We start from the raw sequence: 15,903 nt of genomic DNA, 5'->3' as shown, positions 1-15,903 counted from the left end.
GCCTCATTCGAGGCCGGATGTACTGGGCAAACACTGCCGCTGCGACTTAGAAGTCGTAGCGAGCGGTCAGGCGAAACGAGCGAGGCGTCTGATAATTTTGATCGTTCAAATAGTTCGGACTGATCACGTCGCGAGAGGCTTCACTAAACTCGTTGTACTCGGTAACGCGGTCGTTGTTGAACAGGTTGAAGACATCGAGCTTGATACGCAGCTTGTTATCCGCCCAGTTCGGCATGTATACCGCCGCCAGGTCGAACGTCCAGGTCCAGGGTGTCCGCCCTTCGTCACCACGCTGACGCAGCACACGTGTGCCTTCAGCATCCAAGCAATAGAAACTTGAGCCACTGTAGTTGGTCAGCGACCCTTGGTCGGGCTGCGGGATATCGTCCAGCGGGATATAACCTTGGCAATTGACCGGACGGCCGGATTGCAGAATCAGGTTGCCGCCAAGCTGCCATTCCGGTGTAAGCGCGTAAGCGCCGAACAACTTGAGTGTGTGTTGGCGATCGTTCGGTGTCGGCCCGTAGGTGCCGTCGGTGAATAGACGGTGGTCGAAGTCCTGAGTCAGGCCCGGATCTTCCTGTTCCAGGGTGGAATTGACGTAGCCCTCCACATTGCCGCGTGTTCTGGCAAACGTGTAGGAACCCTGGAAGTTGAACTTTTCCCCGGTGCGCTCCCAGAAGAACTCCAGTGCGGTGTGAATACGCCGGTACTCGGGCAGGCCGAGATACGAGGCTGGCAGGGTCGCCAGTTCCACTTCACCATCGCCATTCAAGTCGACATTGATGGTGACGTCGCTACCCGGATTCAGGAAATAGCAGCTGGGAACCGAACTCGGATCGAAGTCGGTAAAGCCATTGTCTGTTGCCCAATCAATCCACGGATTGGTTGTGCAGGTATCGTCCATGCCGGACTTCACTTCGCGGCGGATCATACGTGCGCCCGCCATCCAGTTTTCCGTCAGTTGCAGTTGCCCGCCCAGGATCACCTCATCCTGATACATGGGTGAAAGATTGGTGGATGCAACTGAAGCCGGGTTCGGCGCAACCAGCGAACCGTTGGTCTGGGTTGCACCGATCTGCGCGCCCTGGCCGACTGGCGTGCCGTCGGCCTCACTCCAACCGTTGACGTAGTACCAGTTGGAAACCGTGGATTCCGCCCCCGTTGCACGGATGCTCGAGTTCGTAGCGACCGGAATGTAGTAGCGACCTGCAGTCCCGAACAGCTTCAAACTGGCATCACCTAGCACATCCCACGAGAAGCCAAGCCGTGGGGCGAGCTTGTAGTCGGATTCGACCCAAGCGATGCCATCGCCGTTCTTATTCTCGAACTTCTCGCCGCGCAGACCGAGCACCGCGAGGAAGTTTTCCGTCACTTGCCAATTGTCTTCGACGTAGAAGGCGCTGTTGATGTTTTCATAGGTGGAGCTGCTGGTCTGATAGACACGGGAACGCGCGTAGAGCGCACCACGTGGCACCAATTGACCATTCACCGTCCGCCCCGGCTGGCCGGCAAAAGCGCCAGTGGCCACGGCACTGCCGGGAACCGTGTAATACGCCCAGTTGATTCCGCCGGCGTAGGTCTGACCGCGATGACTTGACTCGTACTTCTCCTGATCCACACCAAAGCGCACGCGGTGGTCACCCAAAACCCACTCGCCATCAACGCGGAATGCTTTGCGGATGTCCTCATCCGGCTCGGCATCACGATCGGCGACCGTTGAGATCGTGCCAGGATTACAGCCGATGTAGCGATCGACCACGCTGGTGGTCAGGCCGAAACTATAGGCCCACGGACATTCGCTGCCGGCCGGATCGGTCGGCAAGCGTGAATCAATGAGATTGCTCAGATATCCGTATTGCGCCGACAAGGTGAAGTTGTCGGTGAAATAGCCGGTGTACTTGAGGATGCCGACCTTGCCGCCGTTTTCCATCTCGTACCGTTCGATCGGCGCTTCGTGTCGACCGACGTTGTACCGGCTTTCACCGTTGGCATCCGGGTTGTATTCGTAAGTGCTGTACTTGGTCTTGGCCTGGTTGTAGATGCCGGTGAACTCCACCAAGTTGCTGTCGTTGATGTACCAGTCGAGCTTGACCAGACCTTGCGGCGTGGTGTCGCGCCGACGTTCGCTATTGACCGATCTGAAGATATCGATCGTTTCATTGCGGCCCTCGGCCATGGCGAAAAAGAACAATCTGTCCTTGATGATCGGACCACTCGCATAAGCCGAATAGATGGTGCTGTCGAACTGGTTGTCGCTGCGATATTGATAGAGTGGATCCGCAGCATCCGGATCACGGTCACGCACGTTCTTCCCTTTCGCAGCCCCCCAATCCGGGGCCCATTCGACGCTGCCACCGTAGTGCCAGTCATTTGAGCCGGATTTGGTCACGATGCTTACAATGCCGCCCAGCGAGCGACCGTACTCGGCCCCGTAACCACCGGTCTTCACCTGCAGCTGTGCGATACCTTGGAACGGCACATTGGCGAACGACAGGAACGTACGCATGTTGGTGACGTCGAAGCCGTTGATGTAATAGCCGTTTTCAGCCACCGAGGAGCCACCGAACGATGCAAGATTGCCATTGCCGAGACCGTTGTCGCCCAGGCCACCATCGCCTCTAGTGGCACCAGGAGCCAGCAAGGCGACAGAGGAAACGTCGCTGGCCACAGGCAACGAGATCATCTGTTCGGCCGTGAATACCGTGGTGGATTCCACCGAGGACACATCGATGGGATTGAGCGCGCGAGTGCCCACCACATTGATCCTGTCCAACTCGGTTGTCTGCTTGCCGAACAGCACCTGCGAGCCGCTACCGACCTTGACATCGACCTCGCGCGTTACCCCGTCCGCAGTGATCACATACTTGCCTGGCGGCAACTGACTGAAGGTAAATCTGCCATCTGCAGCGGCGGTGGCAGAACGGCTGACGCCCGTTTGCGGGCTCTGGATAGCGATTGTGCTGCCGGGCTGCCCACTACCGAAAATGGAGCCAACCGCGCTCTGCGCCTGCACTCCTCCGATCACGCACATGCCTAGCGCCAGGCTCAGCGCGCTGCGCTTGATGTTGCTGGATAACGAACTACGGACCCCTGGACGCGTCATTCCTCTCTCTCCTGATGAACTCGGTCGCGAACACTGCAGACGTGGGACTCGACTGCGAGCGCAGTCGAGGGGAACTGGGATTCAGGACGTCATGTAGACAACCTGAATGGATGTCACATTCCTGAAGCCTGTCTGAAGATTAATCGAATATGTACAAAAATGTCATCCTCCGGCAACTTTGGCAAATTCGGTGCTTTTGGGCCGGGATTTGGACGCGCGGATGCTGTAAGGAAATGAAGTACTCGGTCGTCGTGCATCGACGCTGGATCGGTGCCGCTGGGGCGGGGGCGAGGCGGTCGAAGCAGTACGAGGCCAGCGGCGGTGGCGTGCTGCATCGGATATTGCGGAACAGGCATCGCGCCTGCTCGAGAGATGCGTACCTATCGACCCTGTGCGACCAGGCAGCGCGGGTCCACCGATCAGGGAAACCAGGCTGGATCGGCACTACATTCAGAGCGCGGTCTTGAAGCGGCGTCCAATTCGATTGGAGCGCCAGCAGCAAAGTGCACGGCACTGTCCGGCCTGATGCCGGTCCTGCGTGGCTTGGCTGCCCGATCCATCAATCAGTGGCGCATCGATCATCGCTAGCGCGCTGCTGCCAGCGCTCCTGGCGCGCGGAGGCTCCCGCGTCGCTGTCGCACCTGCGTCGGCGGCATGGTGCCTGATGAGCGCTGGCCGACTAGTTCGACAAGAACACTGCGCCGAGATCAGTGTGCTCAGGTCGGGACGGCAGCTGCCTGCTTACAGAGCAGGCTTCGCTGCTACCTAGAGCACTTCTGGCAACACGGCCTGCAAGGCATCTGTTTCCACTGCGCATGCATCCGGTGCGACAGGCTTGGCCGTTGCGATCTCCCCGCGTGCGGCAGCAAGATCCTTTTGAAATTCCGGGTTGCTGTGCAGCGCGGCGACGGTGGCCGCGCCCATGATGCGGCCCTGCAGGACATCGCTCTGCCAATGCACGTTGCACACCAGGCGGCTGTCGCCGAAGGCGCGGCCGCGTGCCAGTAGCGCGTTGCGTTGGGCGGGAGCGAGTTCCGACAGGATCAGGCCCCAGGCCCAGCCGATGGCGGTGTGGCCGGACGGGTAGGAGCCATTCTTGCGCAGGGCCGCATCGTCGGCCGGGGTACACATCGGTTGTTCGTTGCGCATGAACGGGCGTGGGCGCTGATAGCGTGCCTTGGCGGCGCTGGTGCTGCTGCTGGCGTCGCGCATGCTGCGTTCGAGCAGGCGCAGCAGATGCGGTGTGCCGGCCTGGTCGATCTGCACGCCGAGCGCGCAGCTGAAGTGGCTGGCGGCATCGGGAAAGCTCAGTACCGCGTCGCGCGTGGCCAGGTCCCAGCGCGGTGTGCCGCGCAGCGCGAGCATGGCCTTGGCGATGGCCTCATCGTTGGCGAGCGCGGCACTGCCGTCCTGCGGCGGGGGCGGCACCAGCTGCAGGCTATCGGGCAACTGCGGTTTTTCCATATATCCCTGCGCGTCGCTGGCGAGCACCGAATCCGCCGGCTTTGCCGGTTGCCGCGCAGTGGCCACGCCGCTGCCGATCAACAAGGCGGCAAGGGCGAGGCTTGCCAGCGTCTGTTGGCAGTGGCGAGCGATGCGGTGGACCATGACGATTCCTCGAAGCAGCACGACTGGACGAGCGCGCAGATTACGACGTGCAGATGACACGCACATGCCAGCACAACGCAGTCGCAGCGCGGGATACGCAGCAGTTGTCTCGGCACTGTCATCTGGGCGTCGCATCGACGCAAGACAGCTGTCGCACGCTTGCCGTCATCTTTTGACTCTTTCCCCATGCCTCTCATGCCCAAGACCCATCTGTTAAGTGCTGCCGTGTTTACCGCGCTTGTGCTGTCGCCAGCCGCACGTGCCGCCGATACGCCGGCCGAGGTGCCCGCCGATACCGGTTCCACCGTGCAGCAACTCGATGCGGTATCGGTGATTGGCCAGGGCGAAACGCGCCAGGTGCAGCGCATCACCCAGCAGGACATTCCGGTGCTGCCGCCAGGCACCAGCATTCAGAAACTGCTCAACCGGATGCCGGGCGTCAACGTGCAATCCAACGATGCCTTCGGTGCCAATGAAGAGTCGCAGACGATCAGCCTGCGCGGCTTCAACGGCACGCGCCTGGGCTACACGCTCGACGGTTTGCCGCTGGGCGATAACGCCTACGGCAATTACAACGGCCTCAACATCAGCCGCGCATTGATCGCAGAAAACTTCGGCGGCGTGGAGCTGGCGTCGGGCATCGGTGCGTTGGGCACCGCGTCCACCAGCAACCTGGGCGGCACCATCCAGTACTACTCGGCCGACCCGTCCAGCGTGTTCGGTGGGCAGGTGTCGCAGACGGTGGGGTCCGATGCCAACCGTCGCACCTTCCTGCGCGTGGATACCGGCGACTACAACGGATTTTCTGCGTATCTGTCGGGTATCGAAGCTACCGCGGACATGTGGGCGCGCCCGGAATCGCCGACTACTACGCGGCAGTTCAACGCCAAGGGTGTGTATCAATTCGATGGCGGAAAACTGACCGCCTTTGCCGATACCTCGCGCACCTCGCAGGCCGACTATTCCTATCTGTCCAAGAGCGGCATGGCGCGCGGCCTGGGCTGGGACTGGAACCTGTATGCGCCGGACTGGAACCGTGCACTGGCGGCAGCGTACTGCGCGCCGGCCACGCGCAATGCCGCACGCTGCGGCTTCAGCGGTGGCGTGGACAACGTGGACGATGCGTACTACCAGAGCCGTGCGTTGCGCGACGACGACCTGTTCTACGTGGCCGGCGACTTCCAACCCAACGATGCGATCAGCCTGCACACCCAGGTCTATCACCACGAAAACAAGGGTCAGGGCCATTGGTGGTCGCCGGGCCAGGCCTCCAATCCGGGCACGCCGCAGGCACTGCCGATCTCCATCCGCAGCACCAACTACTGGATCAACCGCACCGGCGGCATCGCTTCGCTGGGCTGGGACCTGGGCCCGCATCATCTGGAAGCCGGCCTGTGGTACGAGCGCAACCACCACGATGTAGAGCGCAATTTCTACTGGATCGATGGCCCGGTCAGCGACGACACGTTCCTGCAGAATCCCAACCGCCGCCTGTTCTCGCAGAACTACGTGATCACCACGCGGCAGTTCTATGTGCAGGGCAACTTCAAGTTTCTCGATGAGCGTCTGAGCCTGGATCTGGGCATCAAGAGCCCGAGCACCGAAATGACCGCACGCGAGACGCCGGGCATCGCGGTGGAAGCGCCGGTGGCGACCGGGTCGATCAAGGCCAGTGAGTCGGTGCTGCCGCAGATCGGGCTGGGCTATCGGCTGGCCGAAGGCCAGGAAGTGTTCGCTTCCTATGCAGAAAACATCGCCGCATTCCAGGGCGGTGGTGCCGGTGGTCCGCTGCTGGTGACGCAGGCCTCGTTCGATGCCAGCGTCGGTGCGCTGGAGCCGGAAAAATCGCGCACCGTGGAAGCGGGCTATCGCTTTGTACGCGACCGTTTCGAAGCCTCGCTGGTCGGCTACGACGTCACCTTCGACAACCGTCTGCTCTCGCTCAACCCCTGCGCCAGCATCCAGCAGGGCACCACGCCCGCCTGCACCACGCGCTTTTTCAACGTTGGCTCGGTGAGCAGCCGCGGTGGCGAATTGACGGTGATCTGGAAGCCTACCAGCTACCTGCAGTGGTACAACTCGGCCTCGATCAACCGCTCCACCTATGACGACAACTACGTGCAGAACGGGGTGATCATTCCCACTGCCGGCAAGACCACGGTCGATACGCCCAAGCGCATGTTCGCCAGCGAAATCGCCTTCAATTACGCCGGCTGGAACGTCAATCTACGCGGCAAGTACACCGGTGAGCGCTTCTACACCTACACCAACGATCAGGGCTTTGGCGGCTATACCTCGTTCGATGCCGGCGCCGGCTACGAATTCGGCCAGGTCGGCGTGTTGCAGGCGCTCAAGCTCTCGCTCAACGTCACCAACCTCACCGACAAGCGCTACGCTTCCAACCTCACCGCGTTCGCCAACAGCGATCCGAATGGCCGGCAGCTGGCGTTTCACGCCAGTGCGCCGCGGCAGGTGTTTCTGACGCTGGATGCCAAGTTCTGACCACGGGATTGGGGAGTCGGGATTGGGGATTGGTAATAGCGGGTCTTGTTGCTGCTGACTGATTCCCGTGTCGATCGGTGTGGATGGTTTTAGAGTGGCTGGCAAGGCTTGGCGCGTGGTTGTCAGGCGGGTGCGGACGATGGAGCAAGCGGGGTGTGCGGTCGTACACGCCGCCTCGATCATCGGCCGAGCTCGCCTGGCAGTGACGCAGTGGGTGTTGATGGCTGCTTTTTCGTTGGAGAAAGGCATGATGCAGTTCCACCGTGTGTTGGTGTTGGGAGCGATGATGGTCGGCATGAGCGGGCCCGCGTTGGCAGAGGCGCCGTTGGCGAAAACGGTGCAGATCTTTGCGCATCGTGGTGCCAGCGCGTTGCGCCCGGAGCACACCCTGGCCGCGTATGCCAAAGCCATTGCCGATGGCGCGGATTTTGTCGAGCCGGACCTGGTGTCCACCAAGGATGGTGTGCTGGTGGCGCGTCACGAGAACGAGATCGGCGGCACCACCGATGTGGCCAGCCATCCGGAGTTTGCCGCGCGCAAGACGCGCAAGACCATCGATGGTCAGGCAATGGACGGCTGGTTCACCGAGGACTTCACGCTTGCCGAATTGAAGACCTTGCGCGCACGCGAGCGCTTGCCGCAGTTGCGTGGCACGCGCTGGGACGGGCAGTTTCAGATTTTGACCTTCGACGAGATCATTGATTTCGTCGCAGCCGAATCTGCCGCGACCGGCCGCACGATCGGGCTGATTCCGGAGATCAAGCACCCGAGCTATTTCAGTGGGCTGAATCTGGCGATGGAAGACAAGGTGCTGACCACCTTGCAGGCACATGCCTACACCCGTACCGCGCCGGTGGTGATCCAGTCGTTCGAGACCGGCAACCTGCGCTACCTGCGCGGCAAGATCGGGCGCAACGGCAATATTCGCTTGCTGCAGCTGCTGGGCGGCGCGCAGATGGCGCTGCCCGATGCGGGCGTGGGCAATGCGCCGCGCACCTACGCGCAGATGATTACGCCCGAAGGGCTGAAGCAGGTCGCCAGCTACGCCGATGCGATCGGCCCGGACATCCGCAGCATCATTCCGCTGGATGCGCAGCAACGCCTGGGCACGCCGACCGGCCTGGTGCACGACGCGCATGCGGCAGGACTGCAGGTGCAGCCGTATACCTTCCGCCCGGAGAATTACTTTCTGGCCGCCAACAACCGCAGCAGTGCTGCGGTGACCGAGCGTAACGAGGCCGGTGCATTGGCCGAGTTGAAGGCGTATCTGGATGCCGGTATCGATGCGTTCTTTGCCGACGATCCGGGCTTGGCACGGCGTGCGTTGAGCGAGCATGCAACGCGTTAAACGTTGGACGCATATGCGGTCCGTAGGAGCGCGCTTGCGCGCGATGGGGCTTTATCGGGAACGCCCCATCGCGCGCAAGCGCGCTCCTACGTTCCCGGCGGGCGCTCGCGCGGCGGGAAGTGCAGCACCACGTTTTCCGAGCCGTCTTCCTGGCGTTGCCAGAGCACCGGTACCTGACGTGGAGGTGGCGGTTCCAGCATCGCGTGTTCGGGGTTGTTCACTTCCCACGCAGCGTCTTCGTCCTCGTCTTCCCAGCTGTAGCGCGGCCTGGCCTGCTGCGGGTCGCGCAGGCGCAACAGCAGCGCGGCGATCAGGCCGGCCACTGCGCCACCCAGATGCGATTGCCAGGACACGCCGGCTTCGTGCGGCAGGATGGTCACCAACATGCCGCCGTAGAACAAAAAGGCGATCATGCTGGTGGCGATCGCCGGGCGGTCGCGGCGCAGCAGGCCCAGCACGAACACCAGGAACATCAGCCCGTGGGTGACGCCACTGGCGCCCAGATGGCGGCTGCCAGGCTCGCCCAACAACCACGCCCCCAGGCCCGAGCCCAGCCACAGCAACGGCAATGCCATGGCGGTGGCGCGCGGATACACGCTGCCGGCCAGCGTGCCCAGGATCAGTAGCGCCGCCGCGTTGGCGCCCAGGTGCGCGAGCGAGCCGTGCAACAGCGGTGCGGTGAGGATGCCGATCAGGCCGTCTGCCTGGAGTGGTGCCACCGCCCATGCGCGCCAGTCGAACATGCCCTGCGCGGTGAACACCGCCACCAGCAGCAACACGGCCGCCAGGCTGAAGTTGAAGGCACGCAAGATCCTGGAACGGTCCAGGCGGTCTTGGGTGGTGGTGTCGTCGGTGGCAACAGGAGGCGGTGTCATACCTTCACGGATGGCGTCGCGTGGGTTTTTTTACAAGCCTCTCCGGCGCGGGATAAGCAGGCCCGGCGACGGGATAATCCAGTCCCGCCGCCGATCATTGGCACAGCGGTTTACGTGACATCACGCAGGTGGCCGGGGCGCGCCACCGAACGTGCCGCAGCATCCCGCCCCCACCGGTTCGGCCCGGGAACGTCCCAGCGACCTGGAGCCTGAATCCTGGCGGCCTTGATAGGTGATTGAACGGTGGGGATGCGTCGGTCGCAGAGCGGACGATCTGCGGCTTGGTTGCAGGGCCCTTGCCCGCCCACCGTCGCGGGACACGCCGTGAATCCGTCCGTGGAGGTGGCCGGGGCGCGACACCGAACGCTGCCGCATCCCGCCCTTACCAGTGCAGCCTGGAAACGCCCCGGCGACGTGGAGCCTGAAATCCTGGCGGCCTTGAGAGGTGATTGAACGGCGGGGATGCGTCGGTCGTAGGGCGGACGATCTGCGGCTTGGCTGCAGGGCCCTTGCCCGCCCACCGTCGCGGGACACGCCGCAAGTACGTCCCTGTAGGCTCTTACGCGGCATCCATGCCGCGTAAGGTCCCGCGACGGTGGCAGGCAGGGACCAGTCGAGAGAGTCGGTGTGCGCAGTTGCCAGCAATGCACATGGAACTACCGTTCCCGATTCCCGATTCCCGAATCCCAGCCCCTCAGTGCCCGGCCGGCTTGGGCGGGCGCAGCAGGCTCAGCACCATGGTGGCAACCAGGATCGTGACCACCACCGCCAGCGACACCAGCACCGGGATCTTGTAGAAATTGATGATCATCATCTTGGTGCCAATGAACACCAGGATCACCGCCAGACCATACGGCAGCAGGTGGAAGCGGTCGGCCATGCCGGCCAGCAGGAAGAACATCGCGCGCAGGCCCAGCACCGCGAACACGTTGGAAGTCAGCACGATGAACGGGTCGGTGGTGATCGCGAAGATCGCCGGGATGCTGTCCACCGCGAAGATCACATCGATCACCGCGATCAGGATCAACACCACAAACAGCGGGGTGAACCAGCGTTTGCCGTCTTTCATCACACTGAGCAGGTTGCCGTGATACTGCGGGCTCAGGCGCAGATGGCTGCGCATCCAGCGCAACACGGGGTTGGTTTCCAGATCCGGCTCCTTGCCGGCGGAGAACCACATCTTGATACCGGTCAGCAGCAGGAACGCGCCGAACACGTACAGCAGCCAATGGAACTTGGCCAGCAGCATCGAGCCGGCGAAGATCATGATCGCGCGCAGGACAATCGCGCCCAGTACGCCGATGATCAGCACGCGCTGGCGCTGTTCCTCCGGCACGCCGAAGTAGGTCATGACCATCAGGAACACGAAGATGTTGTCGACCGCCAGCGATTTTTCGACCAGGTAGCCGGTGAGGAACTGCAGCCCGATCTGGTCTGCCTGCGCATCGCCCAGCGTGCCTTGCAGGTACCACCACAGCCCGGCGTTGAAGGCCAGCGCCAGCAGCACCCAACCGATGCTCCACCAGGTGGCCTCCTTGAAGGTCACCTTGTGGGCGCCGCCATGGCGCATCAGCACCAGATCGATCAGCAGCGCGGCGATCACCACGACCCCGAAACCGCCCCATAACCAGACATTGCCAATGGTTTGCATAAAGAATCCCGAAAAGTGAAACGACCTGGACAGCCGGTGGGCTGAGGCCTTGTGACACGGAAATCGTGGATTCCGGGTGACGGACCTTCGCCTGCGCGGCGAAGGTCTCGCTCGCAACCGGCCTGGCCGGTTGCCGTTGCACCGGAGCCTGGCTGGCAGGACTCGTCATGACGGCGACAACGTTGGGAGCTACTCCCCTTCTGCCGCCGATTCTGCGGGCAGGGGCCGGGCACGTCAATCCAGCCGGATACAATAGGTGAATGAATACTCCTGTCCCCGTCGTCCGACTCAAGAATGCGTGGCGCTCCAGCCACCCGTGGATCTTCCAGAAGCTGGTGGAAAAGCCCGCCGCCAAGCCCAAACCCGGCACCATCGTCGATGTGGTCGGCGTGGATGGGGAGTGGGTTGGCCGCGGCTTCTACAACGGCCACTCGCGCATCGCCGTGCGCATCCTGGAGACCGACCAGTCGGTGCCGGTGGATGCGGGCTGGTTCTCGCGCAAGATCGCCGCGGCAGTGAGCCTGCGCCGCGACTGGCTCAAGCTCGACGCGGTGTCCGATGCCTGGCGCGTGGTGCACAGCGAAGGCGACGGCCTGTCCGGCCTGGTGGTGGACCGCTACGGCGATCTGGTGGTGGTGGAGTTCTTCGCCGCCGGCATGTTCCGCCACCGCGAATGGATCTACGCCGCGCTGCGCGAGCAGTTCCCGGGCTGCCGCTTCCACAGCTTTGCCGACGAACACGTGCAGAAGCAGGAAAGCTTCGATTTCCACGGCAATACCACCACCGAAGCGTCGGTGATCAACGAGTACGGCATCAAGTTCCGCGCCGACCCGGCCGGTGCGCACAAGACCGGCTTCTTCGCCGACCAGCGCGAAAACCGCCAGTGGCTGAGCGAGCAGGTCGAAGGCAAGAGCGTGCTGGACCTGTGCTGCAACACCGGCGGCTTTGCGGTGTACGCGGCCGCGCGCGGTGCGTCCGAGGTGCTGGGCGTGGACATCGACGAGGACGTGATCGCCATCGCCAAGGGCAACGCCAAGCTCAACAACGTGCGGCCCAAGTTCGTGCAGGCCGACATCTTCCCGTGGCTGCGCGATGCGTCCAACCGCGGCGAGCAGTTCGATGTGGTGATCCTGGACCCGGCCAAGATGACCCGCGACCGCGAGCAGGTGATTCCGGCACTGAAGAAGTATCTGGACATGAACAAATTGGCGTTGGGCGTGGTCAAGCCTGGCGGCTTGTTCGCCACTTTCTCGTGCACCGGGCTGGTGGCCGAGCAGGAGTTCCTGGACATGTTGCGCCGCGCCTCGTACTTCTCCGGGCGCACCATCCAGATCCTGAAGGTGGCAGGCGCTGGCCCCGACCATCCGTTCATGGCGCATGTGCAGGAATCGCGCTATCTCAAGGCGGTGTTCTGCCGCGTGGTGTGATGGCGGTGGCCGTGAGGCAGCGGGCGATGCGTAGCGCCCGTTGCGTGCTTGTGCAGGTCAATGGCATTGCAGACGTGGCCGCCAAACGATGACGTCACACGGCGGCGGCGGCGGCTGCCGACAAGCGGTGCAGGGCGGGCACTGGCAAGTGGCCACCGCATCGCCTGGCGTGTGATGGTGCATGCAGCGCGGATGACGCGATGCAACTGTGGTCCATCGTGCAACAGGCGTAACCCGTGCGCGACGGCACCGGTGTATCGCAGCGCGCTGCAGCCGAGATTCGACGCAGACATTCACTAGGGAGCGGCAGCCGATGAGGTCCAGCGACGAAGACGAACGCAAGGCACTGCGCCGTTTGCTGCGCGAGATCGAGCGGCCCCATGCCAGCCTGCTGGCCAGCAACTGGCCGGTGTTCGGCGTATGGCTGCTGTTTTCCGGGGCCTTCATGTATTTGTTCCAGACCGGCAGCGGCTCGCCGTTGCACCCGTTGACGCTGGCGCTGGGCTCGACCTGCCTGGGCGTTTTCGGCGCCTGGATCGTGCTGCGCTCGGTGTGGGCGCGGCAGTGGCTGCATCTGCGCGAGCACGTCGATGTGGACAGCGTGCGCACGCGGTTGGCCGAACTCGAGGATTGAGCCTGCGTCGAACGTGCAGCGATGCATGGCAGCGCCAACCTGCATCGCTGGTGCGCATGCGGCCTTGGCGCTGCAGCAGACGCACGCCTGCAGGCGATCGCAGGCAACCCCACCCATCGCGCAGGACCGCACGCCGATTCGAACGGGTGGCAGCGGTGATGCGGTGACGTGACTGGAACAGGCAAGTCATAGCCGACGTGCCGGGCCAGGCGACCCGCACTTGCCAGTGACGCGCGCAATCGGTGTACGCGTTGCGCGCGTCCACCGATGGCTGTCCCTGGCCTGTCTGTCGTGTCTTGTCGGACTGATGCGCAGTTGCTGTGTGCAGCTGCGCCAGATCACCAGCCGGCCGGTTGCGCGGTGATTTCCGGCACCGCCTGGCGCAGGTCAGCACCGAACTCCGGGTTGGTCATCGTGGCCGGATCGATAAATCCGTAGAACACCCCCTGCACAGGCGAGGCGCCTTGTTCTTCGACATCGCCACGCAACTGCGCGGTGCCGCCGACGTTGATGGCACCGAACGCGCCCGGCCCCATGAACACCGTATGCGCCTGCGCATTGGCGCCGATGGTGGCGCCCGGATGCCACACGGTGAGCCCGCCGAGCACCGCGTTGCCCTGCACCGTGCCGCCCATCACCGTGGCGCGGCCATCGATGCGCGCATTGCCCAGCACATTGCCGGCCAGCACACGTGCGCGTGGCCCCACGTAAGCGGTGGAGGCGACGTTGGCGGTGTTGGCGACCCAGCCGCCGCCGTTGGCGTGGCGACGCCCCACCGGGGTGGGCGTGGGCGCGTTGGGCTGGCTGCCGGCCGGCGCGGCATTGGTCAACGTCACGCTCCACGGGTAGCGGTAGATCGCGTAGTAGGACTGGTCCCACTTGATCTGCTGCATGGTGCTGGGGGCGCCCATCACCATCAGATACACCGCGCGGTCGCCGCTCTTCAGCGGCACGCTGACGTTGGCCTTGGCGCCGCGCTGCAGCGTGCTGTAACGCGCCTTGCCGGTACTGTCGATGGCCACCACGCCCCAGCGCCAGTCCGAGTCCGGGTTGGGAATGCTGGGTGGGTCGTTGAGCAGGCCGGGCAGGCTGGTGACCGCAGGTGCGCTCTGCACCTGTCCCTCGAAGGCGACCTGGATCGTGGTGGCGCCGCTGGCGGGGATCAGCTGCACCAGGTTGTAGCCCCAGCGCTGCGGCGCCCATTCGAACGGCACGCGATAGCGGTTGGCCTGGCCGGCCACCGGGTCGAGCACGGTCATGCGCAAGGCGCGGTCGCGGTTGTCCCAGTCCTGGGTGCGCTGCGGGTCGAACGACAGATTGCTGCCGTAGCGCGCCCGATACAGCACGCCCTGGTCGCTACCGTCGGGATTGGTGTAATCCCAGTTGACGTTACGCATCGCCCAGTCGCCGAATACATCGTTCATCTGCGACTGCGTCCAGCCCATGTTGGCCTTGATCACCGAGAACGGATCGGCGCTGCGCCGCGCCGGGTTGTCGATGCGCGGCGCCTTGCTCCACATGTCGTTGATGATGGCGTAGCCGTAGCGGTTCTTCAGGTACTCCATGAACTGCCAGTTGCAATAACGGTCGCGCGTGGAGCCCAGATACACATGCGGGTAATTCACCAGCATGCTGGAGCAATGCACGTCGCTGCTGTGGAATTCCGGCAGCTGATGGGTCATCCAGTTGGCGTGCGATTCCCAGATCCAGCCGGTGTACTCGGACTCCTGCAAACCGCCGGCCTGGTACTGCAGTGCATGGGTGAGTTCGTGCGCCAGACCCCAATGGTCGCGCAGGCCGCCCGGCGCCATCCACATGCCCATGCCGCCGCTGCCGGTGGCACCGCCACTCAGGCCGAAGCTCGGGTCCAGATGCAGGTTGGCCTTGTACTTGGTGGCCACGTTGCAGAACGGCTCGGGAAACTGCAGGCGATTAATGAAGGTGTCCCAGACCATTTCCAGGTGCTCGCCGGCGGCGCGCACGTCCGCATCGGAGACGCCGTTGCCATTCCAGCGGAAGGCGAAGTGCGCCGTTTCGTAGCGCACCGGCGGCATGCCGACTTCATTGACGCGCGCGACCCAGCTGCCGGCCGTGCACGCCGCGCTGGCGCTGGAGGCCGCGCCCAGGCCGGTGGCGATCATGGTGGCGGCCAACAGGCGGCGGGTGAGCTGCCGACGCGGCAGCGGGGACGATGCGGTGGACATGACAATGCTCTCGCAGACAGGGAATGGAAGACGCACGCGCAGCCACACGCAAGCAGTCGGGCGTGGCGTCTGAGTGAGCTGGGGAATGCCGCCGGCAGCGGGGACTGCGCAAGTGTGCGGAGCCGCGCGCACCGCGCAATTGATTCAATGATGTATTTTTCCGAACTGCAACGCGTGCATCGCTCGTGCTGTGGCGCGGGTCGGAGTTGTGCGCTCCGGTACGGCAGCGACGCGATGGCGATACGTGACGCACGTCTGCCGCATGCGCATCTGTGGATACGTTGAGCGATCGCGACGATCGGCCGCGCACGCAACGCTGACGTGCGCTCGCATCTGGCGCGATCGCGCAGTCAGTGCGCCAGGCCCGCCTGCTCCCAGCACCCAGGGCTCGAATCCCGTACCTACCGCGATTGATGCGGCGGGTAGTGCCGCAACGTCACCCCACCCGTCATACGCAATGGCGGATCGGTGCCCCTGGTCCATCGTTGACAAGGGAGCAGGGGATTGGCTCGACACTCGGAGAATGCAATGACGTCCTCACCGCAGCG

9 protein-coding genes are annotated in these 15,903 nt (G+C 63.5%); 4 read left to right on the top strand and 5 right to left on the bottom strand.

What is annotated here, in order from left to right; all coding sequences use genetic code 11:
* Nucleotides 1–46: 46 nt before the first annotated feature.
* Both FHY19_RS12865 and FHY19_RS12860 read right to left on the bottom strand, forming a co-directional pair.
* A complete protein-coding gene (locus FHY19_RS12865; RefSeq protein ID WP_259166501.1) occupies nt 47–3,106 on the bottom strand; it encodes a carboxypeptidase regulatory-like domain-containing protein in 3,060 nt (1,019 codons plus the stop codon).
* Between the two features lie 765 nt (nt 3,107–3,871).
* Entirely contained in the window at nt 3,872–4,714 is an 843-nt protein-coding gene (locus FHY19_RS12860) for a phosphatase PAP2 family protein (protein ID WP_259166500.1), read from the bottom strand.
* 195 nt (nt 4,715–4,909) lie between these two features.
* On the opposite strand from FHY19_RS12860, the gene FHY19_RS12855 reads away from it, so the two are divergent.
* Complete coding sequence (locus tag FHY19_RS12855; protein WP_259166499.1) at nt 4,910–7,216, top strand: TonB-dependent receptor; 2,307 nt, start codon at nt 4,910–4,912, stop codon at nt 7,214–7,216.
* Between the two features lie 247 nt (nt 7,217–7,463).
* Nucleotides 7,464–8,564: a glycerophosphodiester phosphodiesterase gene (locus FHY19_RS12850; protein WP_259166496.1), complete on the top strand. Its 1,101-nt coding sequence runs from the start codon at nt 7,464–7,466 to the stop codon at nt 8,562–8,564.
* Nucleotides 8,565–8,650: 86 nt separating this feature from the next.
* On the opposite strand, the gene FHY19_RS12845 is transcribed toward FHY19_RS12850, so the two are convergent.
* Nucleotides 8,651–9,439: a rhomboid family intramembrane serine protease gene (locus tag FHY19_RS12845; RefSeq protein ID WP_259158824.1), complete on the bottom strand. Its 789-nt coding sequence runs from the start codon at nt 9,437–9,439 to the stop codon at nt 8,651–8,653.
* A gap of 694 nt (nt 9,440–10,133) precedes the next feature.
* Complete coding sequence (locus FHY19_RS12840) at nt 10,134–11,090, bottom strand: TerC family protein (RefSeq protein ID WP_259166494.1); 957 nt, start codon at nt 11,088–11,090, stop codon at nt 10,134–10,136.
* A 260-nt stretch (nt 11,091–11,350) separates the two neighbouring features.
* Here FHY19_RS12840 and FHY19_RS12835 point away from each other — a divergent pair, with 260 nt between their 5' ends.
* Together FHY19_RS12835 and FHY19_RS12830 are read left to right on the top strand one after the other, a co-directional pair.
* Nucleotides 11,351–12,517 carry a class I SAM-dependent rRNA methyltransferase gene (locus tag FHY19_RS12835; RefSeq protein WP_259166492.1) on the top strand — a complete coding sequence of 389 codons (1,167 nt, stop codon included), beginning with the start codon at nt 11,351–11,353 and terminating at the stop codon, nt 12,515–12,517.
* 313 nt (nt 12,518–12,830) lie between these two features.
* Nucleotides 12,831–13,151, top strand: coding sequence for a hypothetical protein (locus FHY19_RS12830; protein ID WP_259166490.1), 321 nt, complete (start codon nt 12,831–12,833; stop codon nt 13,149–13,151).
* Between the two features lie 338 nt (nt 13,152–13,489).
* On the opposite strand, the gene FHY19_RS12825 is transcribed toward FHY19_RS12830, so the two are convergent.
* Nucleotides 13,490–15,355, bottom strand: coding sequence for an Svx/AvrXca family virulence/avirulence protein (locus FHY19_RS12825; RefSeq protein WP_259166489.1), 1,866 nt, complete (start codon nt 15,353–15,355; stop codon nt 13,490–13,492).
* Between the last annotated feature and the right edge of the window lie 548 nt (nt 15,356–15,903).

The organism is Xanthomonas sp. 4461 (assembly GCF_024806475.1).
Classification (GTDB): domain Bacteria; phylum Pseudomonadota; class Gammaproteobacteria; order Xanthomonadales; family Xanthomonadaceae; genus Xanthomonas; species Xanthomonas arboricola_F.
The sequence above is the reverse complement of the archived record's forward strand: the minus strand, read 5'-3'. Positions and strand labels throughout refer to the sequence as shown.